General features: G+C 54.5%; 19 protein-coding genes. 8 read left to right on the top strand and 11 right to left on the bottom strand.

What is annotated here, in order from left to right; translation table 11 throughout:
- Nucleotides 1-34: 34 nt before the first annotated feature.
- The 6 genes from BM258_RS21285 (at nt 35) to BM258_RS21260 (ending at nt 5,227) form a co-directional block, all read left to right on the top strand.
- A complete protein-coding gene (locus BM258_RS21285; protein WP_090075251.1) occupies nt 35-379 on the top strand; it encodes a cupin domain-containing protein in 345 nt (114 codons plus the stop codon).
- 3 nt (nt 380-382) lie between these two features.
- Nucleotides 383-1,180, top strand: a complete 798-nt coding sequence (locus BM258_RS21280) for an SDR family NAD(P)-dependent oxidoreductase (protein ID WP_090075250.1) — start codon at nt 383-385, stop codon at nt 1,178-1,180.
- On the top strand, nt 1,181-2,113 hold the full coding sequence (locus BM258_RS21275) for a 3-hydroxyacyl-CoA dehydrogenase family protein (protein WP_090075249.1): 933 nt from the start codon (nt 1,181-1,183) through the stop codon (nt 2,111-2,113). It abuts the gene before it with no gap.
- Nucleotides 2,114-2,275: 162 nt separating this feature from the next.
- The gene (locus tag BM258_RS21270; RefSeq protein WP_090075248.1) at nt 2,276-3,757 is read left to right on the top strand and encodes a sodium:solute symporter family protein; all 1,482 of its coding nucleotides are present in this window, start codon (nt 2,276-2,278) and stop codon (nt 3,755-3,757) included.
- Nucleotides 3,758-3,774: 17 nt separating this feature from the next.
- Nucleotides 3,775-3,906, top strand: a complete 132-nt coding sequence (locus BM258_RS24980) for a hypothetical protein (RefSeq protein ID WP_280141797.1) — start codon at nt 3,775-3,777, stop codon at nt 3,904-3,906.
- Between the two features lie 388 nt (nt 3,907-4,294).
- Nucleotides 4,295-5,227 carry a 3,5-dioxohexanoate:acetyl-CoA acetone transferase gene (locus BM258_RS21260; RefSeq protein ID WP_090075246.1) on the top strand — a complete coding sequence of 311 codons (933 nt, stop codon included), beginning with the start codon at nt 4,295-4,297 and terminating at the stop codon, nt 5,225-5,227.
- 193 nt (nt 5,228-5,420) lie between these two features.
- On the opposite strand, the gene BM258_RS21255 is transcribed toward BM258_RS21260, so the two are convergent.
- The 4 genes from BM258_RS21255 to BM258_RS21240 form a co-directional block, all read right to left on the bottom strand.
- Nucleotides 5,421-6,818 carry a bifunctional enoyl-CoA hydratase/phosphate acetyltransferase gene (locus tag BM258_RS21255; protein WP_090075245.1) on the bottom strand — a complete coding sequence of 466 codons (1,398 nt, stop codon included), beginning with the start codon at nt 6,816-6,818 and terminating at the stop codon, nt 5,421-5,423.
- A 159-nt stretch (nt 6,819-6,977) separates the two neighbouring features.
- Nucleotides 6,978-8,153 carry an acetyl-CoA C-acetyltransferase gene (locus BM258_RS21250; protein WP_090075244.1) on the bottom strand — a complete coding sequence of 392 codons (1,176 nt, stop codon included), beginning with the start codon at nt 8,151-8,153 and terminating at the stop codon, nt 6,978-6,980.
- A gap of 322 nt (nt 8,154-8,475) precedes the next feature.
- Nucleotides 8,476-9,246, bottom strand: coding sequence for an IclR family transcriptional regulator (locus tag BM258_RS21245; protein ID WP_090075243.1), 771 nt, complete (start codon nt 9,244-9,246; stop codon nt 8,476-8,478).
- A 266-nt stretch (nt 9,247-9,512) separates the two neighbouring features.
- The gene (locus BM258_RS21240; protein ID WP_090075242.1) at nt 9,513-10,784 is read right to left on the bottom strand and encodes an HAD family hydrolase; all 1,272 of its coding nucleotides are present in this window, start codon (nt 10,782-10,784) and stop codon (nt 9,513-9,515) included.
- 713 nt (nt 10,785-11,497) lie between these two features.
- Between BM258_RS21240 and BM258_RS21235 the strand changes: the two genes are divergently transcribed.
- Nucleotides 11,498-12,562 (top strand): Ldh family oxidoreductase, encoded by a 1,065-nt coding sequence (locus tag BM258_RS21235; protein WP_175528198.1) that lies wholly within the window; start codon nt 11,498-11,500, stop codon nt 12,560-12,562.
- 353 nt (nt 12,563-12,915) lie between these two features.
- Here BM258_RS21235 and BM258_RS21230 read toward each other — a convergent pair whose 3' ends face one another.
- The gene (locus BM258_RS21230; RefSeq protein ID WP_090075283.1) at nt 12,916-13,848 is read right to left on the bottom strand and encodes a cyclase family protein; all 933 of its coding nucleotides are present in this window, start codon (nt 13,846-13,848) and stop codon (nt 12,916-12,918) included.
- Nucleotides 13,849-14,358: 510 nt separating this feature from the next.
- Here BM258_RS21230 and BM258_RS24565 point away from each other — a divergent pair.
- Nucleotides 14,359-14,523: a hypothetical protein gene (locus BM258_RS24565; protein ID WP_175528197.1), complete on the top strand. Its 165-nt coding sequence runs from the start codon at nt 14,359-14,361 to the stop codon at nt 14,521-14,523.
- A gap of 52 nt (nt 14,524-14,575) precedes the next feature.
- Here the strand turns inward: BM258_RS24565 and hydA are convergent, their stop codons facing one another.
- The 6 genes from hydA to BM258_RS21200 form a co-directional block, all read right to left on the bottom strand.
- A complete protein-coding gene (hydA, locus tag BM258_RS21225; protein ID WP_090075240.1) occupies nt 14,576-15,991 on the bottom strand; it encodes a dihydropyrimidinase in 1,416 nt (471 codons plus the stop codon).
- 18 nt (nt 15,992-16,009) lie between these two features.
- Complete coding sequence (locus tag BM258_RS21220) at nt 16,010-16,792, bottom strand: ABC transporter permease (RefSeq protein WP_090075239.1); 783 nt, start codon at nt 16,790-16,792, stop codon at nt 16,010-16,012.
- Nucleotides 16,789-17,658 (bottom strand): ABC transporter permease, encoded by an 870-nt coding sequence (locus tag BM258_RS21215; protein WP_090075238.1) that lies wholly within the window; start codon nt 17,656-17,658, stop codon nt 16,789-16,791. The genes BM258_RS21220 and BM258_RS21215 overlap by 4 nt, the downstream gene beginning before the upstream one ends.
- Before the next feature lie 2 nt (nt 17,659-17,660).
- Nucleotides 17,661-18,737, bottom strand: a complete 1,077-nt coding sequence (locus tag BM258_RS21210) for an ABC transporter ATP-binding protein (protein ID WP_090075237.1) — start codon at nt 18,735-18,737, stop codon at nt 17,661-17,663.
- A gap of 35 nt (nt 18,738-18,772) precedes the next feature.
- The gene (locus tag BM258_RS21205; RefSeq protein ID WP_210186837.1) at nt 18,773-19,855 is read right to left on the bottom strand and encodes an extracellular solute-binding protein; all 1,083 of its coding nucleotides are present in this window, start codon (nt 19,853-19,855) and stop codon (nt 18,773-18,775) included.
- A gap of 151 nt (nt 19,856-20,006) precedes the next feature.
- Nucleotides 20,007-20,897, bottom strand: coding sequence for a MurR/RpiR family transcriptional regulator (locus tag BM258_RS21200; RefSeq protein WP_090075236.1), 891 nt, complete (start codon nt 20,895-20,897; stop codon nt 20,007-20,009).
- Nucleotides 20,898-20,943 lie beyond the last annotated feature (46 nt).

Raw genomic sequence — 20,943 nt, 5'->3', positions numbered from 1 at the left:
TTGACCCGCAGAATGAAACGAATGGAGGAAGGTAATGCATCTAAAACGTTTTGCAGATGCTCCTGCCTATGAAGCGCCCAACCATTTCGGTTGTTATGGCTTACGGCTTCAGGGCTTTGAGGAAAACGGTCCCAAAAATCAATGGATTGGCTTTAGCCAGTTTTTCCCAGGTGGTGGCGCCGGGCCTGACTCTACGCCGTTTGAGAAAGTCTACATCATGATCGAAGGGGAAATGACCCTGATCATTGATGGTGAGGAATCGGTTCTAAAACCTCTGGACTCGTGCGTCATTCAGCCCGGGGAGGTTCGTGTGCTCGAAAACCGTACCAACATGACCGCTAAGATGATGGTCGTCATTCCTTATCCTCCGGAGGCTTGAATTATGAATGTAATGGCTAACCCCCTTTCCATGTTTGATGTGAAGGACAATGTTGCTTTGATTACCGGTGCGTCCGGTGCCTTTGGTATGGTGGCTGCGCGTATTCTGGCTGGTGCAGGCTGCAAGCTGGTGCTGGTTGCTGGCAACCAGACCGCGTTGGATGAAATTTCCAAGGAATGCACCGATATGGGAGCTGATGTCACCTGCATCAATGCGCGTCCGGCGACGGAAGAGATCTGCAGTGATTTGGTCGCAAAAGCGGTAGATGCCTATGGCCGTCTGGACATTCTCGTTGTCGCGTCCGGCATGAACAAGGTTGCTCCGATTACCGAAATGGAACCAGCTACCTTTGAAGCCGTGATGGATGCCAACGTCAACCAGAGCTGGCTGCTCTCGCGTGCAGCTGCTCGGCAGATGAAAAAGCAGGGCGACGGAGGCAAGATCGTACTCATGTCTTCGGCTCGTGGTCTCCTTGGTCATCCGGCTGGTTACTCTGCTTATTGCGCTTCCAAGTCTGCGGTTGATGGCATCGTCAAGGCGCTTGGCTGCGAGCTTGGCAAGGATGGCATCACAGTCAATGCGATTGCGCCGACCGTATTCCGGTCTCCGCTGACGGCGTGGATGTTTGAAGACAACGACAATGCCAATGCCGTGCGTGCAGGTTTTCTGTCTCGCGTGCCAATCGGGCGTCTGGGCGAGCCGGAAGATCTGGCCGGTCCTTTGCTGTTCCTGGCCTCGAAGGCCTGCGACTTCTACACCGGTCACATCTTGTATGCTGACGGTGGCTATACGGCGGGCTAAATGATGAGCAGCAATATCCGTACTATCGCCGTTATTGGTGCTGGCCTGATGGGGCATGGCATTGCCCTCACCATGGCGCGTGCCGGCTATGATGTGACGATCACGGATCCGGTGGCTGAAGCGCGTGCTTCAGTCATCGAGCGGATCAGACAGAGCATGAAGGCCATGGGCGTTGCTGATGGTGAAATCGATGCTGCTGCTGCGCGTGTATCGGTCGCAGATACCATGGCCGAGGCTGTGGGCAATGCCGATGCCGTGTTTGAAGCGGCGCCGGAAAAGCTCCCACTCAAGCAATCGATTTTTGCTGAAGTGGAAGCCAATGCGCCCGAGCATTGCATTCTGGCCTCGAACACGTCGGTCATTCCCATCACCGAAATCATGAAGGATCTCAAGCTGAAGGGGCGTGCGCTGGGCACCCACTGGTGGAACCCGCCGCACATGATTCCTTTGGTCGAAGTGATCAAAACCGAATGGACCGAGCATGAAAAAGCTCAGGACATGATGGATATCCTGCAAAATGCCAGGAAGACGCCGGTTCTCGTCGAAAAGGATGTGCCGGGCTTTATCGGTAACCGCTTGCAACATGCGCTCTGGCGCGAGGCAATCAGTCTCGTGGAGAAGGGTATTTGCGACGCGGAAGGCGTGGATACAGTCATCAAGTCCTGTTTTGGGCGACGGCTGTCCGTTCTGGGACCACTGGAAAATGCCGATCTGGTCGGCACGGATCTGACGCTTGATATTCACAATACAGTTCTGGCCGATCTGGAGGATCGCAAAGGGCCGTCACCTTATCTCGAAAAGCTCGTTGCCGAGGGCAAGCTGGGCATGAAGTCGGGAGAGGGATTCCGCAAGTGGACGCCGGAGGAAGCGGACGCTGTACGCAATAGGGTAGCGACCCATTTGCGCAAACTTGAGGGAATTTTGGAGGAATAAGGGGTCCAGACAAGACCTCGGGCAGGAGATGCTGTCTCCTGCCACACAAACTGAGGTGAGATGGCTTGCACCACCTCGCTTCACGTCAAATGCCGATGCTGAGCGGGTGTGTCTCGTGCGGTATGTCTACAGGCAAGACTTCAGGGAACAGGAGGATGTAAAGTGAACTGGGGAATCATTGTTGCCGTTTTGGCCTATGAGATCATATTGATCTTTGGCCTGGGTCTCTATTTTAATATGCAGATGAAGCGCAAGGAAGGAGAGGGGAGTTTCCTTCTGTCCAACCGCGATTTGCCGGTCGCTGTTGTGGCTGTAACGATGGCTTTGACCGTGCTCGGGACGCCTCATATTTTTGGCATCTTCGAGATGAGTTGGTTCATCGGTGCCACCAGCATCTGGTTCGGTCTTGCTCACGCTGTGCTGCTTGTTGTGACCATCACGACAACGGCTCTTTGGGCGCGTCGCACGAACGTGACGTCCATGCCTGAGTTTGTCGCTCTCATTTTTGGCGAAGGGCCTCGCCTCATGGTCGCTGCAATTATGGCCGGACTGATCTGGGGTCTGCTTACCCTTGAAGGTCAGGGCATGGGCATTGTGTTTGCTACCATGACGGATCTTTCCATTCAGGAAGGGGCTGTTGTTGGTGGTATTCTTGGCATCCTCTATGTGGTTTTTGCCGGCATGAAGGAAATTGGCTGGGTCAATCTGGTCAACTGCATCATCATGTATGTCGGACTGGTCGTTACGATGTTCTACATCACTGCAGGCATGCCTGAGGGTGGATGGCAGACTGTCGCCGACTATTATGTCAATCAGGATCAGGCCGAAATGCTCTCGATTTTCGGCACGCCCGATCTGCTGATCACTTTCGGTCTGGCAACAGTTCTCTCGACCACATTCTGCCAGTCAATCAACCAGCAGCTTCTGCAACCAGCCATGGCTGCCAAGAATGAGAAAACCATTCGCCGCACCATCTGGATTGCAGTTCCTTTGAACGGCTTGTTTTGCGTCTTCATGGCCGCCATTGGCCTTGCTGCAAAAGCCAATCCGGAATTTTTTGAACTTGGTCCGAAAATGGCTGCTCCTGCCATGCTGGTGAATATTCTCCCAGGCTGGCTCGTCGCGTGGCTTGTTGCTTCGTTGCTGGCTGCAATGCTGTCGACCTTTGCAATGTCGTCGATGGCTCCCGCAACCATCTTTGCCAACGATGTATACAAAAACTTCTTCAACCCTGATGCGACCGAAGAGCAAATGCGGAAGGTAACCCGAATCCTGATTGTGATTTTGGGTGTTGCGGCCTTCCTGGTTGCCGGCTATCTGCCTGCGATCGTCTCGGCTATCAACTGGGTGTTTGCTTGGCTGACGCCAGTGTTCTGGTTGGTCATTATCGGCCTGTTCTGGAAACGGAACTCCGCTGCCGCGATGATTACGATGGCTGCAACATGGGTCGTCAACTCTCTTTGGAGCTTCACTGCGCTTCCCGAGATGGTCGGCTTTGCTGGCATGCCAAACGTTTACCCGAGCCTGATCGTTGGTCTCGTCCTTGGTATCGGTCTTCATGCAATCCTGCCAGGTAAACCCGGTCTGTTCCGCGGAGGAAATGACATTGCGGACTTGGCCACGGCAGAAGCTGCAACGGCATAATTGAGGGAGAGATCATCATGTTGTTCTGGAATTTGTTTATCCAAGCGGCCGTTATTGTTTACGCGATCATGTTTATCGGTGTCGGCCTGTCCTGGCTGGCTCGCAGAAACAAGAAAGATCAAGGCATGGCAAACGAGGGAGAAGTCTGATGGGTGTTGAAGCTGGATGGATGTATATGGTCATGGGTGTAATGGGCGTATATGGCGTCGCCATGATCGTCGGGCTGATCTTCAAAGCGCAGCGGAATGCAGCGAAGCGCTAGCTGAAAAGCGCTGCAAACTCGAACAGAGTGCGGTTAAGCAGCGTAACGGACGTTTTCGTCTTCCCCGGCTTTGCAGCCCCCCTCCTACCTCTTAAGCGGCTGTAAAGTCTCTTTCCCCCGGAGCTTAGGCTTCGGGGGATCACAAAATACAGGGCCGACACGGCAATCTGAGCGCAATGCTTCGCGGCGCCGGTCCTGTCAACGAAATGAAAATCCGAACCGTTTCCGCATTGCATAAGACAGAAGCCGGAAACTGAAAGTAAGGGAGCCCGATAATGGCACGTCAAAAGAAAACCGTGATTACCTGTGCGATCACCGGCGGCATTCACACGCCAACCATGTCCGATGCTTTGCCGTATACGCCAGATGATCTGGCTACCCAAGCGATTGCAGCCTCAGAAGCTGGTGCCGCTATTCTGCACTGCCACGCTCGCAAGGCTGAAAATGGCTTTATCTCTATCGATCCAAAAGATTTTTCGACCTATCTGCCTCGCATCAAGCAGGCCACGGACGCTGTGATCAACATTTCCACTGGCGGTAGTGTTCTCAATACGATTGACGAGCGCATTGCTCCTGCTCTGGCTCATTCCCCCGAAATGTGCTCCATGAATATGGGCTCCATGAACTTCTCTTTCCATCCGTTGGCCAAGCGTTATGACGAGTTCAAGTTCGACTGGGAAAAAGACTATATCAAGAATTCAGACGGCTATATCTTCCGCAATACTTTTGCCGATATCGAGAATGCCGCTACCCAGCTGGCGCCGCATAAGATCAAGTTCGAGCATGAATGTTATGATGTCGGCCATCTTTACAACCTGAAATTCTGCATGGATATCGGTCTGTTCAAAGCCCCGATTTTTATCCAGTTTATCTTCGGCATTCTGGGTGGCATCGGCTCTGATGTCGACAATCTGATCTTCATGAAGCGCACGGCTGATCGCCTGTTTGGCGATGATTATCGCTGGTCTGTGCTTGGGGCAGGTAACGCGCAGATGTCTCTTGGCACGACTGCAACGCAGATGGGTGGCAACGTCCGTGTCGGTCTGGAAGACAGCCTGTTTATTTCCCGCGGCAAGCTGGCAGAAAACAACGCCCAGCAGGTCGCCAAGATCCGCCGCATCATCGAGGATCTGGGCTGCGAAGTGGCGACACCGGATGAAGCGCGCGAAATGCTGGATCTCAAAGGTGGCGATCAGGTCGGCTTTTAGGAGCCGATCTCCGATTTCTGCGTGGTGAGCGGAAGGGGATGTAGGGGAGACCGATTGTGCATTTGATCGGTCTCCCCACGACGGGACGTTTACCACGCGCCAATTGAAAACCCTCCCGCCATGGTTGGCGGGAGGGTTTTTGCATGCGTCTATCCCTATCCCCGTCTCTGGGGGAGCAGTTGTGGCTGGTCGCTTATGAAATCTTGCCGATGCGGGCGTGATGCAGGGATGCGATGGCACAGGACGCCAGGCGGGCCAGATCGCCATCGGAGCGGGAATTGAGCACGATGGGTACCTTGGCGCCCAGAACGAGCCCTGCTGGCTCCGCATGGGAAATATAGGCCAACTGCTTGGCGAGCATATTGCCTGCATCAAGATTGGGAACGACAAGAATATCCGCTTGTCCGGCAACCTCGGAGGTAATGCCCTTGGTGCGCGCTGCAGCCAGATCGATGGCATTGTCCATGGCCAGCGGTCCATCAACGATGCCACCGGTGATCTGTCCTCTCTCCGCCATCTTGGAAAGAAGGGCTGCATCCATCGAGGAAGGGATATCCGGATTGACCGTTTCAACGGCAGAGAGTACGCCAGCTTTTGGCACCTCGATGCCGATGGAAATGGCGACCTCTATGGCGTTGCGGACAATATCGGCCTTGGTTTTCAAGTCTGGCTGGATGTTGATGGCGGCGTCTGTGACCAGCAAAGGGTGGGAAAGGCCGGGGACATCCAACACAAAGACATGGGTGAAGCGGCGGCCGGCTCTGAGACCCCGTTCCTTACGCAAGGCTGCTCGCAACAAGTCGTCGGTATGCAGATGTCCCTTCATAAGGGCACCGGCGGTGCCATCGGCGATATAATCGACAGCTTTGCTGGCAGCTCGGGCATGGTCTATCTCGTCGATAATTTCGATGCCCTCAAGAGATTGGTCCAGCTCTTTGGCCACAGCATGAATGCGCTCCTTGCTGCCAAACAGGATCGGTTCGATGATGCCCTTTTTGCGGGCAAGCAGGGCGCCACCAAGAGACCGCTCTTCCTCTGGGGCAACAACTGCCGTTGTCAACGGATCAAGCGCCTGTGTCCGTTCAATAATGGCTTCAAAATGGGGGTGGTGATCGAGGATCAATTCCGGTGCGGGCAGGGCATTGAAGCGCATTTTCGTTTTCGGTGCATAGAGATCGGCTTCACCAGAGACCAAAAGTCTGTTGTCTGCAGTTCGCGTTACCCTGTTTTCAAAGCGGATGACATTATCAGGCAGTTTCGCGATGACCTTGACCTCGACAAGGAGTTCGTCACCGGCGTAGCAGACTTCATGGAAATCCAGCGTCTGCTTTTTATAGACCGAGCCGGGGCCCGGGATCTGGTTGCCCATCACGGCAGAGATCAGGGAGCCGATCCAGAGACCGGGAGCAAAGGTTTCCGGCAATCCTTCCTGTTCCTGGGCGTAAGCGGCGAGATGATAATGGTTCAGATTGCCGGAGACATTGGCAAATATCAGAAAATCCTGTTCCCTGGCGAGGCGGGTCAGGCTGGCGCTGTCGCCTATTTCAATTTCGTCGTAGGTCTTGTTCTCGGATATGAAGCGATCGGACATCGGCGGCTCCGTCTGGGGCTGAAATGTTTTTGTCTTCAGGTCTATGATAGCAAGGCAAAGGTATCCTGATATCTGAAAAAAGGCGGCTTTGAACGTGAATTCAAATCCGCCTTTTTGCTCTTTATACCTTAAAAGAAGCGACCCTGCAGGATTATCCGCTTATGGACGTTCCACGCAAAGGGCAACGCCCATGCCGCCGCCGATGCAAAGGGTTGCAAGACCCTTCTTGGCGTTGCGGCGTTTCATTTCAAACAGCAGGGTGTTGAGGATACGGCAGCCGGATGCGCCGATTGGGTGGCCGATGGCAATTGCACCGCCATTGACATTGACGATCTCCGGATCCCAGCCCATTTCCTTGTTAACGGCGCAAGCCTGCGCTGCGAAGGCTTCATTGGCTTCCACCAGATCAAGATCTTCTGCCTTCCAGCCCGCTTTTTCCAGAGCCAGACGAGAGGCATAGACCGGCCCCATGCCCATGATTTTCGGATCAAGGCCAGCAGTTGCGTAGGAAACAATGCGTGCCAGTGGTTCGATGCCGCGCCTTTCGGCGTCTTCAGCGGTCATGCAAAGGGTGACGGCCGCACCGTCATTGATGCCTGACGCGTTGCCTGCGGTAACGGTGCCTTCCTTGATGAAGGCTGGGCGCAGTTTTTGCAGGTTTTCGATTGTGGTGCCGGGACGAATGAATTCATCCTTGTCGACAATGATGTCGCCTTTGCGGTTCTTGACTGTGAAAGGAACGATCTCGTCATCAAAGCGACCGGCTTTCTGAGCGGCTTCCGCGTTATTCTGCGAGCGCAGCGCCATTGCATCCTGCATCTCGCGGGAAATTTCCCACTGATCAGCCACATTCTCGGCGGTCTGCCCCATGTGATAGCCGTTGAATGCCTCCCACAGGCCGTCCTTGATCATGGTGTCGATCATTTTCAGATCGCCCATTTTCTGGCCCTGACGGATATAGGCAACATGAGGAGCCTGAGACATGCTCTCCTGACCGCCAGCAACGACAATCTTGGCATCGCCGAGCATCACATGCTGTGCAGCAAGGGCTACGGCGCGCAAACCTGATCCACAAACCTGGTTGATGCCCCAGGCGGCGCTTTCAATCGGGAAGCCAGCATTGAGATGGGCCTGACGGGCCGGGTTCTGTCCCTGGCCTGCATTGAGCACCTGACCCAAAATGGTTTCAGACACTTCTGAGGGATCAACGCCAGCGCGCTCGACAACGGCTTGCAATACAGCAGCGCCCAGCTCATGGGCTGGAACCTTGGCAAAAGATCCTAGAAAACTGCCCACAGCGGTACGCGCTGCAGACGCAATTACGACATTGGTCATGATGGAAGCTCCTCCGACTTATTACGACTGCGGCGTCACAGGACCTGTCGCAGCGTATGATATTTGCACCAAATAACGGTACATGAGAACCGCTATGCGGTCAACGTGAATTGGCTCAATTCCACGGCCAAATTGTCTTCTTACATACGTGTTTGCACGTTAAGCGGGGAGTGTAGTGGGACTTCGAAAGTGTTTGTATTAGGAATTCTGATATTAGGCCTTTTGGTATTATGGATTCGTTGGCATAGACTTAGGCATTAAAAAAGCCCTCGCAGGGGAGGGCTTTCAGGTCATTTCGTGCTTTTGGAATGCGCTCGGCTGATTAGTTGCTGCGGCGTGTCATGCGCTTCTTGACATGGGCTGCCGTCTTTTTAAGCGCCTCTTCTATCTCTGTTTTCTTGTCCGCATAGCGGCTAGAGGGTACCGGAACAGAAATGGCGTGCAGATCACCGAACCAGTCTCTGAAGGCAAAGCCGATCGCCGAGATGCCTGGCGTATGGTGGTCTTCATCAAATGCCATGCCAACAGCCCGGATCTTGCGCAGGTCGGCCAGCACGGCATCCATGTCGCCCTTGACGCCCCACCGTTCCCATTCACTCTGAACCAGCTGTTGGGCCTTGTATTCTTCCATCAGGCTCAGGCAGGCTCGGCCATTGGCTGTGCTTGAGAGCGGAAAGGCTTCGCCAACCGCTGATACTGTACGCAAACGATGGGTGCCGGGCACCTGATCAAGAAAGATCATCGCGTCACGTCGGAAGACCGACAGGTCGGATGTCTCGCCGGTAGACTGGGTCAGCTCCGTGAGCAGCAGGCGACAATATTCCACGATATTGTAGCGGGTCGCTTCTGCCAGAGCGTTGAGCTCCGGCCCAAGGCGCAAACCGCCTCCTTGAGAATCTGTGATGATGAAATTCTCTTGCTGTAAAGCGTTCACAATGCGCTGCACAGTAGAGCGAGGCAGGTCGACGCGCTGGGCAATCTGCCCGAGGCTCATGCCCGACTGACTTGTTTTAAGGGCGCGCAGAATGTCTGCCGCTCTTGCTATGACCTGAATTCCGCCACGTGAATTCTTTTCTTTTTCATTGGTGGACATGACGTTTCCGTTAGACTCGTTGCGTTCGATTATAAGTGAATATTAAGATGCAGAAAATAGCAACCCATAATACGATACAAGCTGTATCATTTGGCGGAATTCTGGGGGTATTGGGGCAAGATTTTCGCGGTGGTACGAAAATGTACGGATATTTTCGGCGTTTCTGAAGGGATATTGCGCATCCCGAAACCAGACAAATCAGGTTGATAACGGTTCCGGGAAACGACTCTTTTTCACCAAAGACATTCTAAAGGATGAATGCAATATCAGTCTACCGTTTCCTCGCCTTCCAGCTGATCAATTATATCCAGCAGTTCGATCGGGCGGGTAATCCTGTAATCCGGTGTTTCCAGATCGTCCTTGGGCGTCTTGTCATGGCGCGGTGCCCCATCCAACCAGACAGTCTTGATGCCCAGCGCTTTGGCGCCGCGAATGTCGCGGGATAGATTGTCACCCAGCATGACGATATGCTCGGTGTCCTCGCGCCTTAGGCCCAATTGCATCAGGGCTTCGATGAAGATGCGTGGGCTTGGCTTGGTGATGCCACAATTCTCGGAAATGGAAATTGCGTCAAACTTTTCCCAGAAGCCGTTTTTCTTGAGCACATTGTGAAAACTCTGCTCCAGCCCGTCGGCGACCAGAGCGATCAGATAGCCTCTCTCCTTGAGGCCCTCAAGCAGCTGGCGACTGGTTTCGATGGACTTGGCCGAGAGGACCAGATTTTCCCTGTCTTCGCTGTAGATCCGGGTGCCTTCATCGATCAGCGTGTCGCCACTATCAAGCAGAACCGCCTTGATGCCTTTCTTGTTCTTGCGCAACTGCTCGGTTTGATCGCGCAACAGGCGCGGAATGAGAATCTCCAGTTCCCCCCAGCTCACAAAGGGAACTTTTGAAAGATCAAAGCTCTTTTCGAAGCTGTAGCTTGGTGTGAAGCATTTCTTGCGCAAATAGTCATGGGCCAGAAAGTCGTCATAAGGGGAGAGGAAACTCATATGATCGGCGAATTCGGTCGGAATTTCGAAGCCGATGATCTTGTCGGGATTGGTGCAGACATCATTCAGCCAGTCCCGCTTTTCAATGATTTCTGCCGAAGTGGGCGCCAATGCATGCTTGCCCGGCTCGCAGAAAAGCCGGATTTGGCGATCCTGCCAGTTGCTCTGGCTGATGTCGATCATCTCGCCATGGGCGCTGGCGGTGATATGGATCGGTGTGTTGTTCTCATTGAGATAGATCCAAACATGGTCCAGCTCATACAAATGCTGAATGTCGCCATTCCACCAGATGGCATATTCCAAAATGCTGAAGGTTCGGTTGGGCGCCCGCGTAAACGGGTTCATGTGTTTAAAGCTCGGCGAGGTCTCCCCGCGCTTGAGGTGAGAGATGCCGACGACTGCGGGTTCGAAAGGCTCAAGCTTGTCACATAGCAAGATGGGCGCCAACTGACGCGCCAACAGTGCGGTGGCGGCGTCGATCCTTTCAGGAAGCTGAGCGGGCCTAAAGGATCTTTCTTTATCTGCGGTGCTGTCCTGATGCATCATACTGTCTTTCTATTATGGTTCGTTCTGGTTTTTCGAGCGCTCTTTGCGACGGCGAAGAACGCTTGCTGCGGCCCGCATTCGTTATTGTGTGCTTGGTGCGATCTACTGCGTCTGATCCGATCTAATTTATCGATAGCGATGGGCCTCCCTTGTGCGCCATGGCAAAAGAGGGAAAAGGGTATCTGACTGATCTGGCTTTCTGGCGCAGCATCGGTGACGCACGGTGCTTATTGGATCACATGCGTGGAATGCTCCTTCACAAGGCATTGGCCGCAATTGCCCGGCTGGGTTTCCAGCCCCCTATTAAACGCCCAAGTAAAGGACTTTGAAAGCGCATAGTTTTCTTTTTTTGTCAGGATTGTTTCATTTTGTGGATTCTTGTCCAGAATTTGTTTTCTTTTTTCCCTTTCAATAAGCACGCTGTGCTGTGATGCAGCCGGGCAGCGTTGAGTGTCTGATGGAGGGAAAGCTACAACGGGTTTGCCGCCTGACGGTTTCGTGCATTTGTTATTCGCGAATGATCCGATTATTATGCATGGTTTATCCGTTTGCCTTCTGCCCGAAGAGAGGCTTGGTCGCCGCTCAGTCCAGCTATGGATTTCCATGCTGGCACGGGGGCCGTGGGCCGCTGGAATATGAAAAAGGGCACCGGTTCAGGCCATTGGGGGAATGGGGCTGGTGCCATAAAGAGGACTGGGGATGGGAGGAGAAACATGTTCGATATAACACGTGTCTATGGGGTTGAATCCCTTGTCACATTCGCTGCTGAGGCGTTGGAGGCCGTAGGGCTTTGCGCAAGCATGAGCAAGACTGTGGCGTCGGTTTTGGTTGAGGGTGATTTGCTGGGCCATGATACGCACGGCTTGGCGCTTTTGCCGGGTTATCTGGCGTCGGCGCGCGATGGCGGGATGGCCCTTGATGGGGCGCCGGACATTCTGAATGAGCGGCCAGTCGCAGCGCTCTGGGACGGACGCAAGCTGCCCGGGCCGTGGTTGATCACCCAAGGTCTGCAAATTGCCATGGAGAAAGCCGAGTATTTCGGCACCTTCACCTTGTCCATCAGGAATAGCCATCATACTGCAGGCCTGGTCTCTTACCTCAAGCCTGTTACTGATCGAGGTCTGATTGGGCTTGTGATGGCATCTGACCCCACCGAGCAATGCGTTGCGCCGTTTGGATCTTGCCAGCCGGTGCTTTCCACCAATCCTTTTGCCATTGGCTATCCTGCGCGCGGGGGCGCGGTGATGCTGGATATGAGCACTTCGGTGACAACCAATGGCATGGTCAAACGTCTTCATAATGAGAAAGCCCAGTTTGCGCATGACTGGCTGATTGACGCGGAGGGAAATCCGAGCCGCGATCCGGCCATTCGCTATGCAAGGATACCCGGTGCCATTATGCCGCTTGGCGGCTTTGATGCGGGGCACAAGGGTACGGGGCTTGGTATGACGGTGGAAGCGCTAACGCACGGCCTCTCGGGCAACGGGCGCCACCGCAATCCGCAAGGCTGGCAAAATAATGTCTTCATTCAGGTGATCGATCCGGCTGCCTTTGGCGGCGGCGACAGCTTTGCCATGGAGGCCGGGTTTCTGGGAGATGCTATTCGGCACAGCAAGGCCGCTACGGCCAATGGCCCCGCACCAAGGGTTGCCGGTGAGCGTGCTCAGGCCTTAAGGGCAGATCGCCTCTTGCAGGGGATTCCGCTCTCGGAAGGCATTCTTGCCGGGCTTGCCGAATGGGCCGAGACGCTCGGCCTTCAAATGCCCCAGAATAGTTGACCATATGCCCAAACAGGCTCGACTTTCTTGATTGATCGTGGGCGTTTAAAAAAGAAATGCAGCAATCGCAGGGAGGCGAATTGCTGCATGAAAGTCGTTTATTCTATTGGACCGAAATAGTGATCACCATGAATTGGGTGATGTGTCATCCTTCAACGATCTGGACGTTGAGGATGGCGTTGCCTTTGGGACTGGGCATGAAAAGGGAATAGCGTGAGCCTGCCCCATTGGTGCTTCATGATCAGGGGAGCCCGTTGGGCGGCTCAGGGCCTGATCAGGAGACTGATGACCACGCCCGTGGCCATCAGATTGCTTTGCTGAATGCAAGAGCGTCCTTGCATTCTGTTTATGGCTTACATGGCACCATATTTGTAGACGCGTGGTTCTGCTTCCAGGACTTCATCTTCGTCGATTTCAGCAACGCAGCGTACCATGGAGCCGTCGCCCATATGCCAGCGGATTGGCAGGGCGAAGAAGCGGAATTTCTTACCCTTCACCTTGTCTAGGTCGCCGCCCAGGTTTTCAACGCCTACAATGCCGTTACCTAACAGATATTTGTGGCAAGGTTCCCAGGTGCCGCAGTTGCCGGTTGCTTCCAGCTCACCGAATTTTTCGTCGTATTTTTCCTTGCCATGTACCTTGATGTAGGTTTCACGGTCGAACTCTGCATAGGCTTCTTCGCCAAACTCGTCGATGAATTCTTCCACGATGGTGCGTCCGGAATAGCCCGGCAGGTTCATGCAGGTGCCGTTGTTGCCCATTGAGGTGTGCAGTGGATGGTCTAGGGCCTGCTGGTCAAGAGCGACCACTTTGACCTTGTGCTTGACGAACCATTTGCCAGCGTCGATGCCGGTGCCCAGAGAATAGTGATAATAGTCTTTGGAATCGTCGAATTTGCGATGCATGCCGGTGTTGAGGCAGACAACCATGCCTTCCAAATCTTCCGGCTTCATGCCAGCGCGCTCAACAGCGGCTTCAAGGTCTTCCGGCATGATCAGTTTCCAGCGATCAACGCGCACGTCAAGGCAAACAGCATCGCCGCAATAGGCATCAACCGGCAGTTCGTGGGTGTATAGAGCGCGACTGCCGTCGAACATGCGTTCCATGACGTGGCGCGGTGCATCGCAGTGGGTGCCGGTGTGCATGGTGCATTTGATCGACTGGGTCAGAACGCCAGCTTTAGCCATGCTGTGCATGGGGGCAATTTCCGGTTTGGAGAAATATGGCCACAGGGGCATATCACCAAAAAACGGATGGCTCAGATCTACGAAGACTTTTTTTCCCATTTTTAACTCCATCATTATCGCTCTTTTCCTAAGAGCATTCTTGACGTTACCGCGCTCTCAGATCTGCCTCTGATTGCTCGAAGAAGCGCGGGCACAAGTTTTGGGGACGCAAGCAAAAGCCAAAGAGACACTGCAAGATGCCTCATCAACAGTCCGCACCATGTGTCGATATGAAGACACAGGATTACGTTTGTGACAGGTGACAGTGATCGTCCGGATAGAAGCTGAATCTGATTGGAAAATCGCGTCGCGAACGACTTCAGTCACCTTGGGTTCCTCCACTTCGGCTGGTTGACAAAACCGACCTATCCCGCTTTGTGAGATAGTCGTATCGTATCGTGGTTTAACTTGCAATAGTGAAACCCCTTACCCTACTCGCATGGCGATACACTTCTTGTAATTGTGCGTATTTTCTTCTGATTGGCGGATTTACCCTGCGCGCGAATATTTGCCTTGAGGGGGCATGAATGCCGCGTTTCTGCGGCTTATAAAGCGAGCTAGTCGCAAGGAATGGCGCTGAAACAGGTGTTGAAAATTGCGCTGGAACTAGCTGAGACAGGCGCAGAAAGGCATGTACGGCAGGAATTCGGGGACGCAAAAGGGGTCAGTTGTACCGCAGGGAGCCGGGACGGCATGGCCGGAGCCTTCGGGCTCAACGGCGATGTCTATCGATGAATGCAAATGGGAAGAGGCGACAACCGGATTGGATGTCGCCTCTCAAGATTTGTCAATCAACAAAGGCGGAGTAGTCGCGCTTGAGGAACTGGCCATCACCGACCGAGCCGGTGATCTTGCCCTCTTCACAAGCGACTTTGCCGCGCACCAGTGTCATGACCGGCCAGCCCTTGACCTTGTGGCCCTCGTAGGGGGTATAGTCGGCGGCGTGGTGCATGCCAGCTTGCGTAATGGTTTCCTCACGGTTCGGGTCCCACAAAATGATGTCAGCATCAAAGCCCGGAGCGATGGAGCCCTTCTTGGGGTAGAGGCCATACATCTTGGCGTGGTTGGTCGAGGTGAGGGCGACGAACTCATTGAGCGTGATACGGCCCTTGCCAACGCCTTCGGAATAGAAGATCTGCATGCGGTTTTCCACGCCCGGCAAACCGTTTGGCACCCAGCGGAAGGATGTCTTGGCCTTGCCGGTCATCTTGCCTTGCGGTCCTTCATAGAAGAAGGGGCAGTGATCGGACGAGAAAGTCTGGAAGACGCCGCCGCGGATGCCTTCCCAGATGGCGTCCCAGCTGTCGTGATCACGCGGTGGTGGCGAGCAAACATATTTGCTGCCGCTGTCATCCATGTTGAAACCCTTCATATCGTCTTGCGTGAGAGCGATATATTGGGTGCAGGTTTCACCATAGATCTTGATGCCCTTTTGCTGCGCCCATCTGATTTGTTCCATGGCTTCGCGACCGGAAACATGCACGATCATGATGGGAACATCGAGAAGCTGGGCGTGGCTGATGGCCCGATGGGCCGCTTCCCGCTCAACGATCTGCGGGCGGGAGACTCCGTGATAGTAGGGTGCTGTCTTGCCTTCGCGTTCCAGCTTTTCGGTCATGTAGCGGATGGCGTCGTAGCCTTCGGCATGGACCATGACCAGCGCCTTGCAATCCTTGGCGCAGTCGAAGACTTCCAGCAATTCGCGGTCATTGAGCACCATGTCATCATAGGTCATGAAGACCTTGAAGGAGGTGTAACCGTCAGCCACGAGGGCGGGCAGTTCCTGACCCAGAACTTGCGCGGTCGGATCGGTGATGATCAGGTGGAAGCCGTAATCGCAATAGGCCTGCCCTCGGGCGCGGGAATGATAGTCCTCTACGGTTTCTCTCAGGCCCGCACCGCGTGGCTGTTGGGCAAACGGAATGACGGTGGTGGTGCCGCCAGCGATGGCAGAGCGGGTGCCGGTTTCAAAACCATCCACCATTTGCGGGGTGCCGGGCGCAGAGGGCTGGGCGAGGTGAACATGGCTGTCGATGCCGCCGGGCATGACCAGCAGACCGGAGGCGTCGATTTCCTTGTCGGCGGAGCCAAGATCCTTGCCGGTTGCAACGATCACACCATCCTTGATGGCGATATCGGAGGAAAAGGTGTCTGCCGCCGTAACGCATGTGCCGCCACGGATCAGCAGGTCAAAATCAGCCATGAGCGTGTCCTTTCCAGGTTATTTCTGAGATCTCCGGCGGATGAATTCGCCAAACCCGATGAGTGCGATGTTGGCAAGCACCAGCATCAGCGCGATGGAATCCAGCGCTGGAGAGACATTGAAGCGAAAATCCGATGCCACCAGAATGGACAGCGGCTGCTCGCGTCCGCTGAGGAAGGAGGTGAGCACATATTCCGCCGACGATAGCACGAAGGCGATGAACCATGAGGCCATTAGGCCGTTTTTCATCAGCGGCAGGGTTACCCGCTTGAAGGCCGAGAAATGGCTCGCACCAAGGTCAAAAGCGGCTTCTTCCAGTCGGTTGTCGATGCGCATCAGAACCGACGCATTGACCAGCGTGGTAAAGGGCAGGATAACGATGGTCTGGCCTGCGATGATCGTCCAGAGGCTGCGCCCGATGCCAAGGTCTGCCAGCAGGATCAATTGCGCGACCGCAAGAATGACCTTCGGGATGAGGAAGGGCATCAACACGAAGACGAGCAGCAAGAAGCGATAGCGCATCGGGTAGCGGGTCAGCGCAAGGGCTGCCATGGCACCAAGGATAGTGGAAAAGAGGGCCGTAGGGATGGCTACGAGGAATGTCAGTTTCAAGCCGCCGAGCAGGCGTCCGTCTGTGAGGGCCTGTGCATACCAATCGGTGGTGAAGCCTTGCAGCGGAAAGGCGATGATCTCCGATGAGTTGAAAGAGAAAATCGCGATTACGGCGATGGGCAGATACATCAGGATATAGACAATCCAGATCCAGCTATAGGCGAGAATATTTTGTTGTCGAGAGATCATGCTTCTCCTCCTGCCATTGCCTTGCCCAGGGTGGAGCGGCTGATCACGATGGCGGCGAGTGCAAAGAAGAGAGCCAGAATCGCCAGCATGGTCCATGCGATGGCCGAGCCAAGCGGCCAGTCAAAGGCGGTGCCGAACAGATCGTTGATGGCGCTGATGATGGTAATGCCGGAGGCGCCGCCAACCAGCTGAGGCGTCAGATAATCGCCCACCACCATGACAAAAACCATGAGCGCGCCAGCGATGAGGCCGGGCATGGTGAGCGGCAAGGTGACCCGTACAAAGGCGCTGCGCGATCCGGCACCCAGATCCTGAGCCGCCTCCAGCAGGCGGTCATCCAGCGCTTCAAAGGCAAGCCAGAGGCCGATGACCATGAAGGGCAGATAATTGTAGGCCAAGACAATATGGGTGGCGAGTGGCGAGAAGAGCAGGGCGTCAATCGGTTTGTCGACCAGCCCAATCCACATCAGGAGGCTGTTGAGCACGCCTTCTGCCCCGAGCAGAACGCGCCAGGCAAAGATGCGCACCAGATCTCCGGTATAAAGCGGAACCAGCAACAGCGTCAGCAGGGCGGACTTGTAGATGGTGACGCGCTTGGCGATGAACCATGCCACCGGATATCCGATGATGGCGGTGATGGCGGCAATGCCAGCGCCGGAGAGGAATGCCTTGAAGATCAGCCAGCGATAGGTGCTGCTGCCAGCGATGCGGGCGTAATTCTTGAAGGTCGGATCCTTTATGATGGCCACAAAGCTGACAGAAAAGAAGGAATAGGCAAAGAGGATCGCCAACGGTGCGATGCATAGCGCTGCAACTGCGGCAAATACCGGAACCGAGAGCGCGTTGCCGATAGTGATGCGTTTCATGGCTATTCCGTTCCTTTTGAAGCGGTGATCCATGCGCGGTCGAGATCAAAGGCGAGGGCAACATCACTGCCGGTTTCCGGCGGAGTGATATCCTGAAGCATCATGTCCAACGCTGTGCCATCGGCAAGGCGGGTTTCCACCAGCCATTCAGCGCCACGGAATACGGTGTGGGTCACCTTTGCCGGAATGCCGTCGCCAGAGGAAAGCGTCATGAGCTCGGGACGCAACACGAGGGCGGCTTTGTCGCCCGCCTTCAAATGCGGGGCGGCCGGAGCGATAAAGGAGCCGACGGCGGTTTCTATGGTTGCTGTCTGGCCCGGCTTGATGGCGGTGATCTTGCCTTCGATCAGATTGGCGCCGCCGATGAAGTCAGCCACATAGGCGCTTGCAGGATGACGATAGATTTCCGTTGGCGTGCCCTGCTGCTCAATGGCGCCATCATTCATGACGATGATATGATCGGAGAGCGCAAAGGCTTCTTCCTGATCGTGTGTTACATGCAGGAAGGTGGTGCCCAGTCGCCGCTGCAGGTCCTTCAGTTCGATCTGCATGTCCTTGCGCATACGCCGGTCAAGGGCCGAGAGAGGTTCGTCCAACAACAGGATACGCGGTTCATTGGCGATCGCGCGTGCCAGTGCCACGCGTTGCTGCTGACCGCCGGAGAGCTGGCGCGGGCGACGGTCTGCCATTTCGCCCATCTGGACCATGGCGAGCGCCGCTTCAGCTTTCTCATTCATCTCGCTCTTTGGCATGGCGCGATAGGCAAGGCCGAAGGCGACATTTTCCTTGACCGAAAGGTGCGGGAAGAGAGCGTAACTTTGAAAAACGGTGTTGATGGGCCGTTGGTTGGCCGGGGTTCCGGCCAGCGATTGCCCATCCAGTTCGATGACGCCGGAGGAGATGTCTTCAAATCCTCCGATCATGCGCAGAAGGGATGTCTTTCCGCATCCCGAAGGCCCTAGAAGTGTCACGTAGGTGTTTGATTCAATAGTGAAATCTACGCCGCGAACAGCGTTTACGGAACCATATTCCTTGTGAACCGCGATCCCCGTTAAAAGAGGAGGGGTTTTCTTATTCATTTCAGATGCCTTGCAGGATGCGGACAGAGAGAGTTTTAGCTGGCTTTGACTTCGTTCCAAAGGGCAACCCACTCATTGTAACGAGGTGGATTCTGCTTCCAGACGAAAGAGTCCATGATGCTGAGATCGCTGATGAAGATCTTGTCTTTCTGCTCATCAGAGATCAGGTCACGGGCAGAGGATGTGCTCTGTGCGTAAGGACCGCCAACGGCCAATTCCTTACCATAATCCGGGCCGAGCAGATAGTTGACCAGCTTGAAGACAGCGTCAAGTTTTTCGCCCTCAACACCAGCAGGAACTGCCAGCGTATCGCACCAGCCAATGACACCCTGTTTCGGCTTAGCCATGCCCATGTCGAGGCCACGGGCCTTCAGGTCATAGTAAGGCGGTACCCAGGAGAAAGCGCAGACGACTTCGCCGGAAGCAAACAGGTTGGTCAGATCGGAAATGGAATTCCAGTAGGTGCGAAGCAGTTTCTTCTGCGCCATCAGAGCTTTCTTGATTTCAGCCAGCTGCTTGTCGTCCATGACGAACATTTCTTCGCGCGGAATGCCTAGATACATGGCGGCAATCATGATGCCTTCCAGCGCATAGTCGCGCATGGCCAGCTTGCCTTTGTATTTGTCGCCTTCAAAGAAGACGGACCAATCGGGTTCTTCATCCATCAGGTCGGCGCGGTAAACCACCGGGTTGATGCCCCAGTAGAATGGAATGCCGTAGGTTTTGCCATCTTTCTTGCCCAGCGGAGAAGATTTGAAGGCGTCATAAAGAAGCTTGCCGTTGGTGACCTTGTCGAAATCGATCGGCTGCAGCAGGTCGGATTCAACGTAATATTCGACCTTGTCGAGGCCTGGAGTGATCAGGTCAACGGAATCTGCACCGCCAGCGCGCAGCTTGGCGAATTGTTCATCGTCGGTGCCAATGAAGGTTTTTGCAATGTCGATGCCTGCGTTGGCGTCGAGGAAGGCCTGGAGATATTCCGGCTTGGCCAGATTTTCCCAGGTCATCCATGAAACTTCGGTTGCAGCCATGGCGCGATTGATTGGAGACAGCGCACCCAATGCAGCGCCCGCTGCCACGGTCTTCAACAGATCGCGGCGATTGATGTGAAAAGCCATAAAATGTTCCCTTTCAAGTCGCTCCATGAGGGAGCGTTGCTTGCTCTGGTGAGGTCGATCGTCGTTGTTTGCGATCGCTCTGATTAAAATACTTTTTCATAAAAAGATCAATATGAAAATATTGTTTCATTTTTGAGCAATTGACTAACTTTTATGCACTGTCTTTTCCGATCAGCGGCGCGCCTAGCTGATCCAATTTGCTATGCAGGGCTTCAATTTCAGTGAGGCGCTCAACAGACTCTTCACCAAGGGATTGGCTGACACCTGAGCAGATATAATTGATCAGGCTCATGGGGGTGGCGTAGCTGTCAAACATGGTGTGCCCGCGGCAGTGACAGCGCAAGGTGAGGGTGGCCAGTTGCGAGGTGCGACCGGCGGTCATGTCGGTGATCAGAATGCTTGGTGCTCCTGCATCATGAATCGCTTCCATCACGTCGCGCAGTTGCGCCGGACGGCGGCGAAAACCGAAAATGAGGAAGGTGTCCTCCGCCTTGTTCATGCCAGCCAGTTCTTCACCAAAGGACATGCCCGCACTGGGAATGAGGCGCACGTCGGGTTTGATGTTGATAAGCAAAGCCCGGGCATAAGTGGCCAAAGCCATGGAGTTGCGGAAGCCAAGAGACCAGATGCGTTTGGCGTTGGTCAGCATGCTGATGGCTTGTGCCAGGGCGTCTGTGTCAAGCATCTCGGCAGTTCGGGTAAGGTTTTGCAAATCCTGCGCAATATGCAGGCCGAAGTCGCCCTGAGAGAGGCGTTTGGTGCCGATGCCCGTGAGCTCATAGAGAGGGGAACCCCAGTCCTCCGCTTGGCGATTCATAACGCGGGCTTCGTTGTAATTGGCGTAGCCAAGGCGTTTGAAGAATCGCGCTGCGGTGGCCTTGGATATGCGTGCCCGATCGGCCAATTCGCCGGCGGTGAAGCTTGCCAGATTGCTTTGCGACTCGATTACAACGTCAGCCAATCGACGCTCCGAGCTGGTTAGCTGGTCGTAGATTTCCGAAATTCTGACGTCAATTGCTTTTGGCTTATCTTGCTCGCTCATATGGCATCATCACCCGATAATGAAAATTAATTTTCAAAATTTCATT

The sequence above is a fragment of the Cohaesibacter marisflavi genome, assembly GCF_900115225.1.
Taxonomy (GTDB): Bacteria; Pseudomonadota; Alphaproteobacteria; order Rhizobiales; family Cohaesibacteraceae; genus Cohaesibacter; species Cohaesibacter marisflavi.
Note: the sequence above shows the minus strand (reverse complement) of the source record. Positions and strands in the feature narration are given on the sequence as shown.

What these genes read in the sequence shown, in the direction of transcription:
- BM258_RS21285 (WP_090075251.1), top strand. Translation starts at nt 35, where the DNA reads ATGCATCTAAAACGTTTTGCAGATGCTCCTGCCTATGAAGCGCCCAAC.
- BM258_RS21280 (WP_090075250.1), top strand. Translation starts at nt 383, where the DNA reads ATGAATGTAATGGCTAACCCCCTTTCCATGTTTGATGTGAAGGACAAT.
- BM258_RS21275 (WP_090075249.1), top strand. Translation starts at nt 1,181, where the DNA reads ATGATGAGCAGCAATATCCGTACTATCGCCGTTATTGGTGCTGGCCTG.
- BM258_RS24980 (WP_280141797.1), top strand. Translation starts at nt 3,775, where the DNA reads ATGTTGTTCTGGAATTTGTTTATCCAAGCGGCCGTTATTGTTTACGCG.
- BM258_RS21260 (WP_090075246.1), top strand. Translation starts at nt 4,295, where the DNA reads ATGGCACGTCAAAAGAAAACCGTGATTACCTGTGCGATCACCGGCGGC.
- BM258_RS21255 (WP_090075245.1), bottom strand. Translation starts at nt 6,818, where the DNA reads ATGTCCGATCGCTTCATATCCGAGAACAAGACCTACGACGAAATTGAA.
- BM258_RS21250 (WP_090075244.1), bottom strand. Translation starts at nt 8,153, where the DNA reads ATGACCAATGTCGTAATTGCGTCTGCAGCGCGTACCGCTGTGGGCAGT.
- BM258_RS21245 (WP_090075243.1), bottom strand. Translation starts at nt 9,246, where the DNA reads ATGTCCACCAATGAAAAAGAAAAGAATTCACGTGGCGGAATTCAGGTC.
- BM258_RS21240 (WP_090075242.1), bottom strand. Translation starts at nt 10,784, where the DNA reads ATGATGCATCAGGACAGCACCGCAGATAAAGAAAGATCCTTTAGGCCC.
- BM258_RS21235 (WP_175528198.1), top strand. Translation starts at nt 11,498, where the DNA reads ATGTTCGATATAACACGTGTCTATGGGGTTGAATCCCTTGTCACATTC.
- BM258_RS21230 (WP_090075283.1), bottom strand. Translation starts at nt 13,848, where the DNA reads ATGGGAAAAAAAGTCTTCGTAGATCTGAGCCATCCGTTTTTTGGTGAT.
- BM258_RS24565 (WP_175528197.1), top strand. Translation starts at nt 14,359, where the DNA reads ATGGCGCTGAAACAGGTGTTGAAAATTGCGCTGGAACTAGCTGAGACA.
- hydA (WP_090075240.1), bottom strand. Translation starts at nt 15,991, where the DNA reads ATGGCTGATTTTGACCTGCTGATCCGTGGCGGCACATGCGTTACGGCG.
- BM258_RS21220 (WP_090075239.1), bottom strand. Translation starts at nt 16,792, where the DNA reads ATGATCTCTCGACAACAAAATATTCTCGCCTATAGCTGGATCTGGATT.
- BM258_RS21215 (WP_090075238.1), bottom strand. Translation starts at nt 17,658, where the DNA reads ATGAAACGCATCACTATCGGCAACGCGCTCTCGGTTCCGGTATTTGCC.
- BM258_RS21210 (WP_090075237.1), bottom strand. Translation starts at nt 18,737, where the DNA reads ATGAATAAGAAAACCCCTCCTCTTTTAACGGGGATCGCGGTTCACAAG.
- BM258_RS21205 (WP_210186837.1), bottom strand. Translation starts at nt 19,855, where the DNA reads ATGGCTTTTCACATCAATCGCCGCGATCTGTTGAAGACCGTGGCAGCG.
- BM258_RS21200 (WP_090075236.1), bottom strand. Translation starts at nt 20,897, where the DNA reads ATGAGCGAGCAAGATAAGCCAAAAGCAATTGACGTCAGAATTTCGGAA.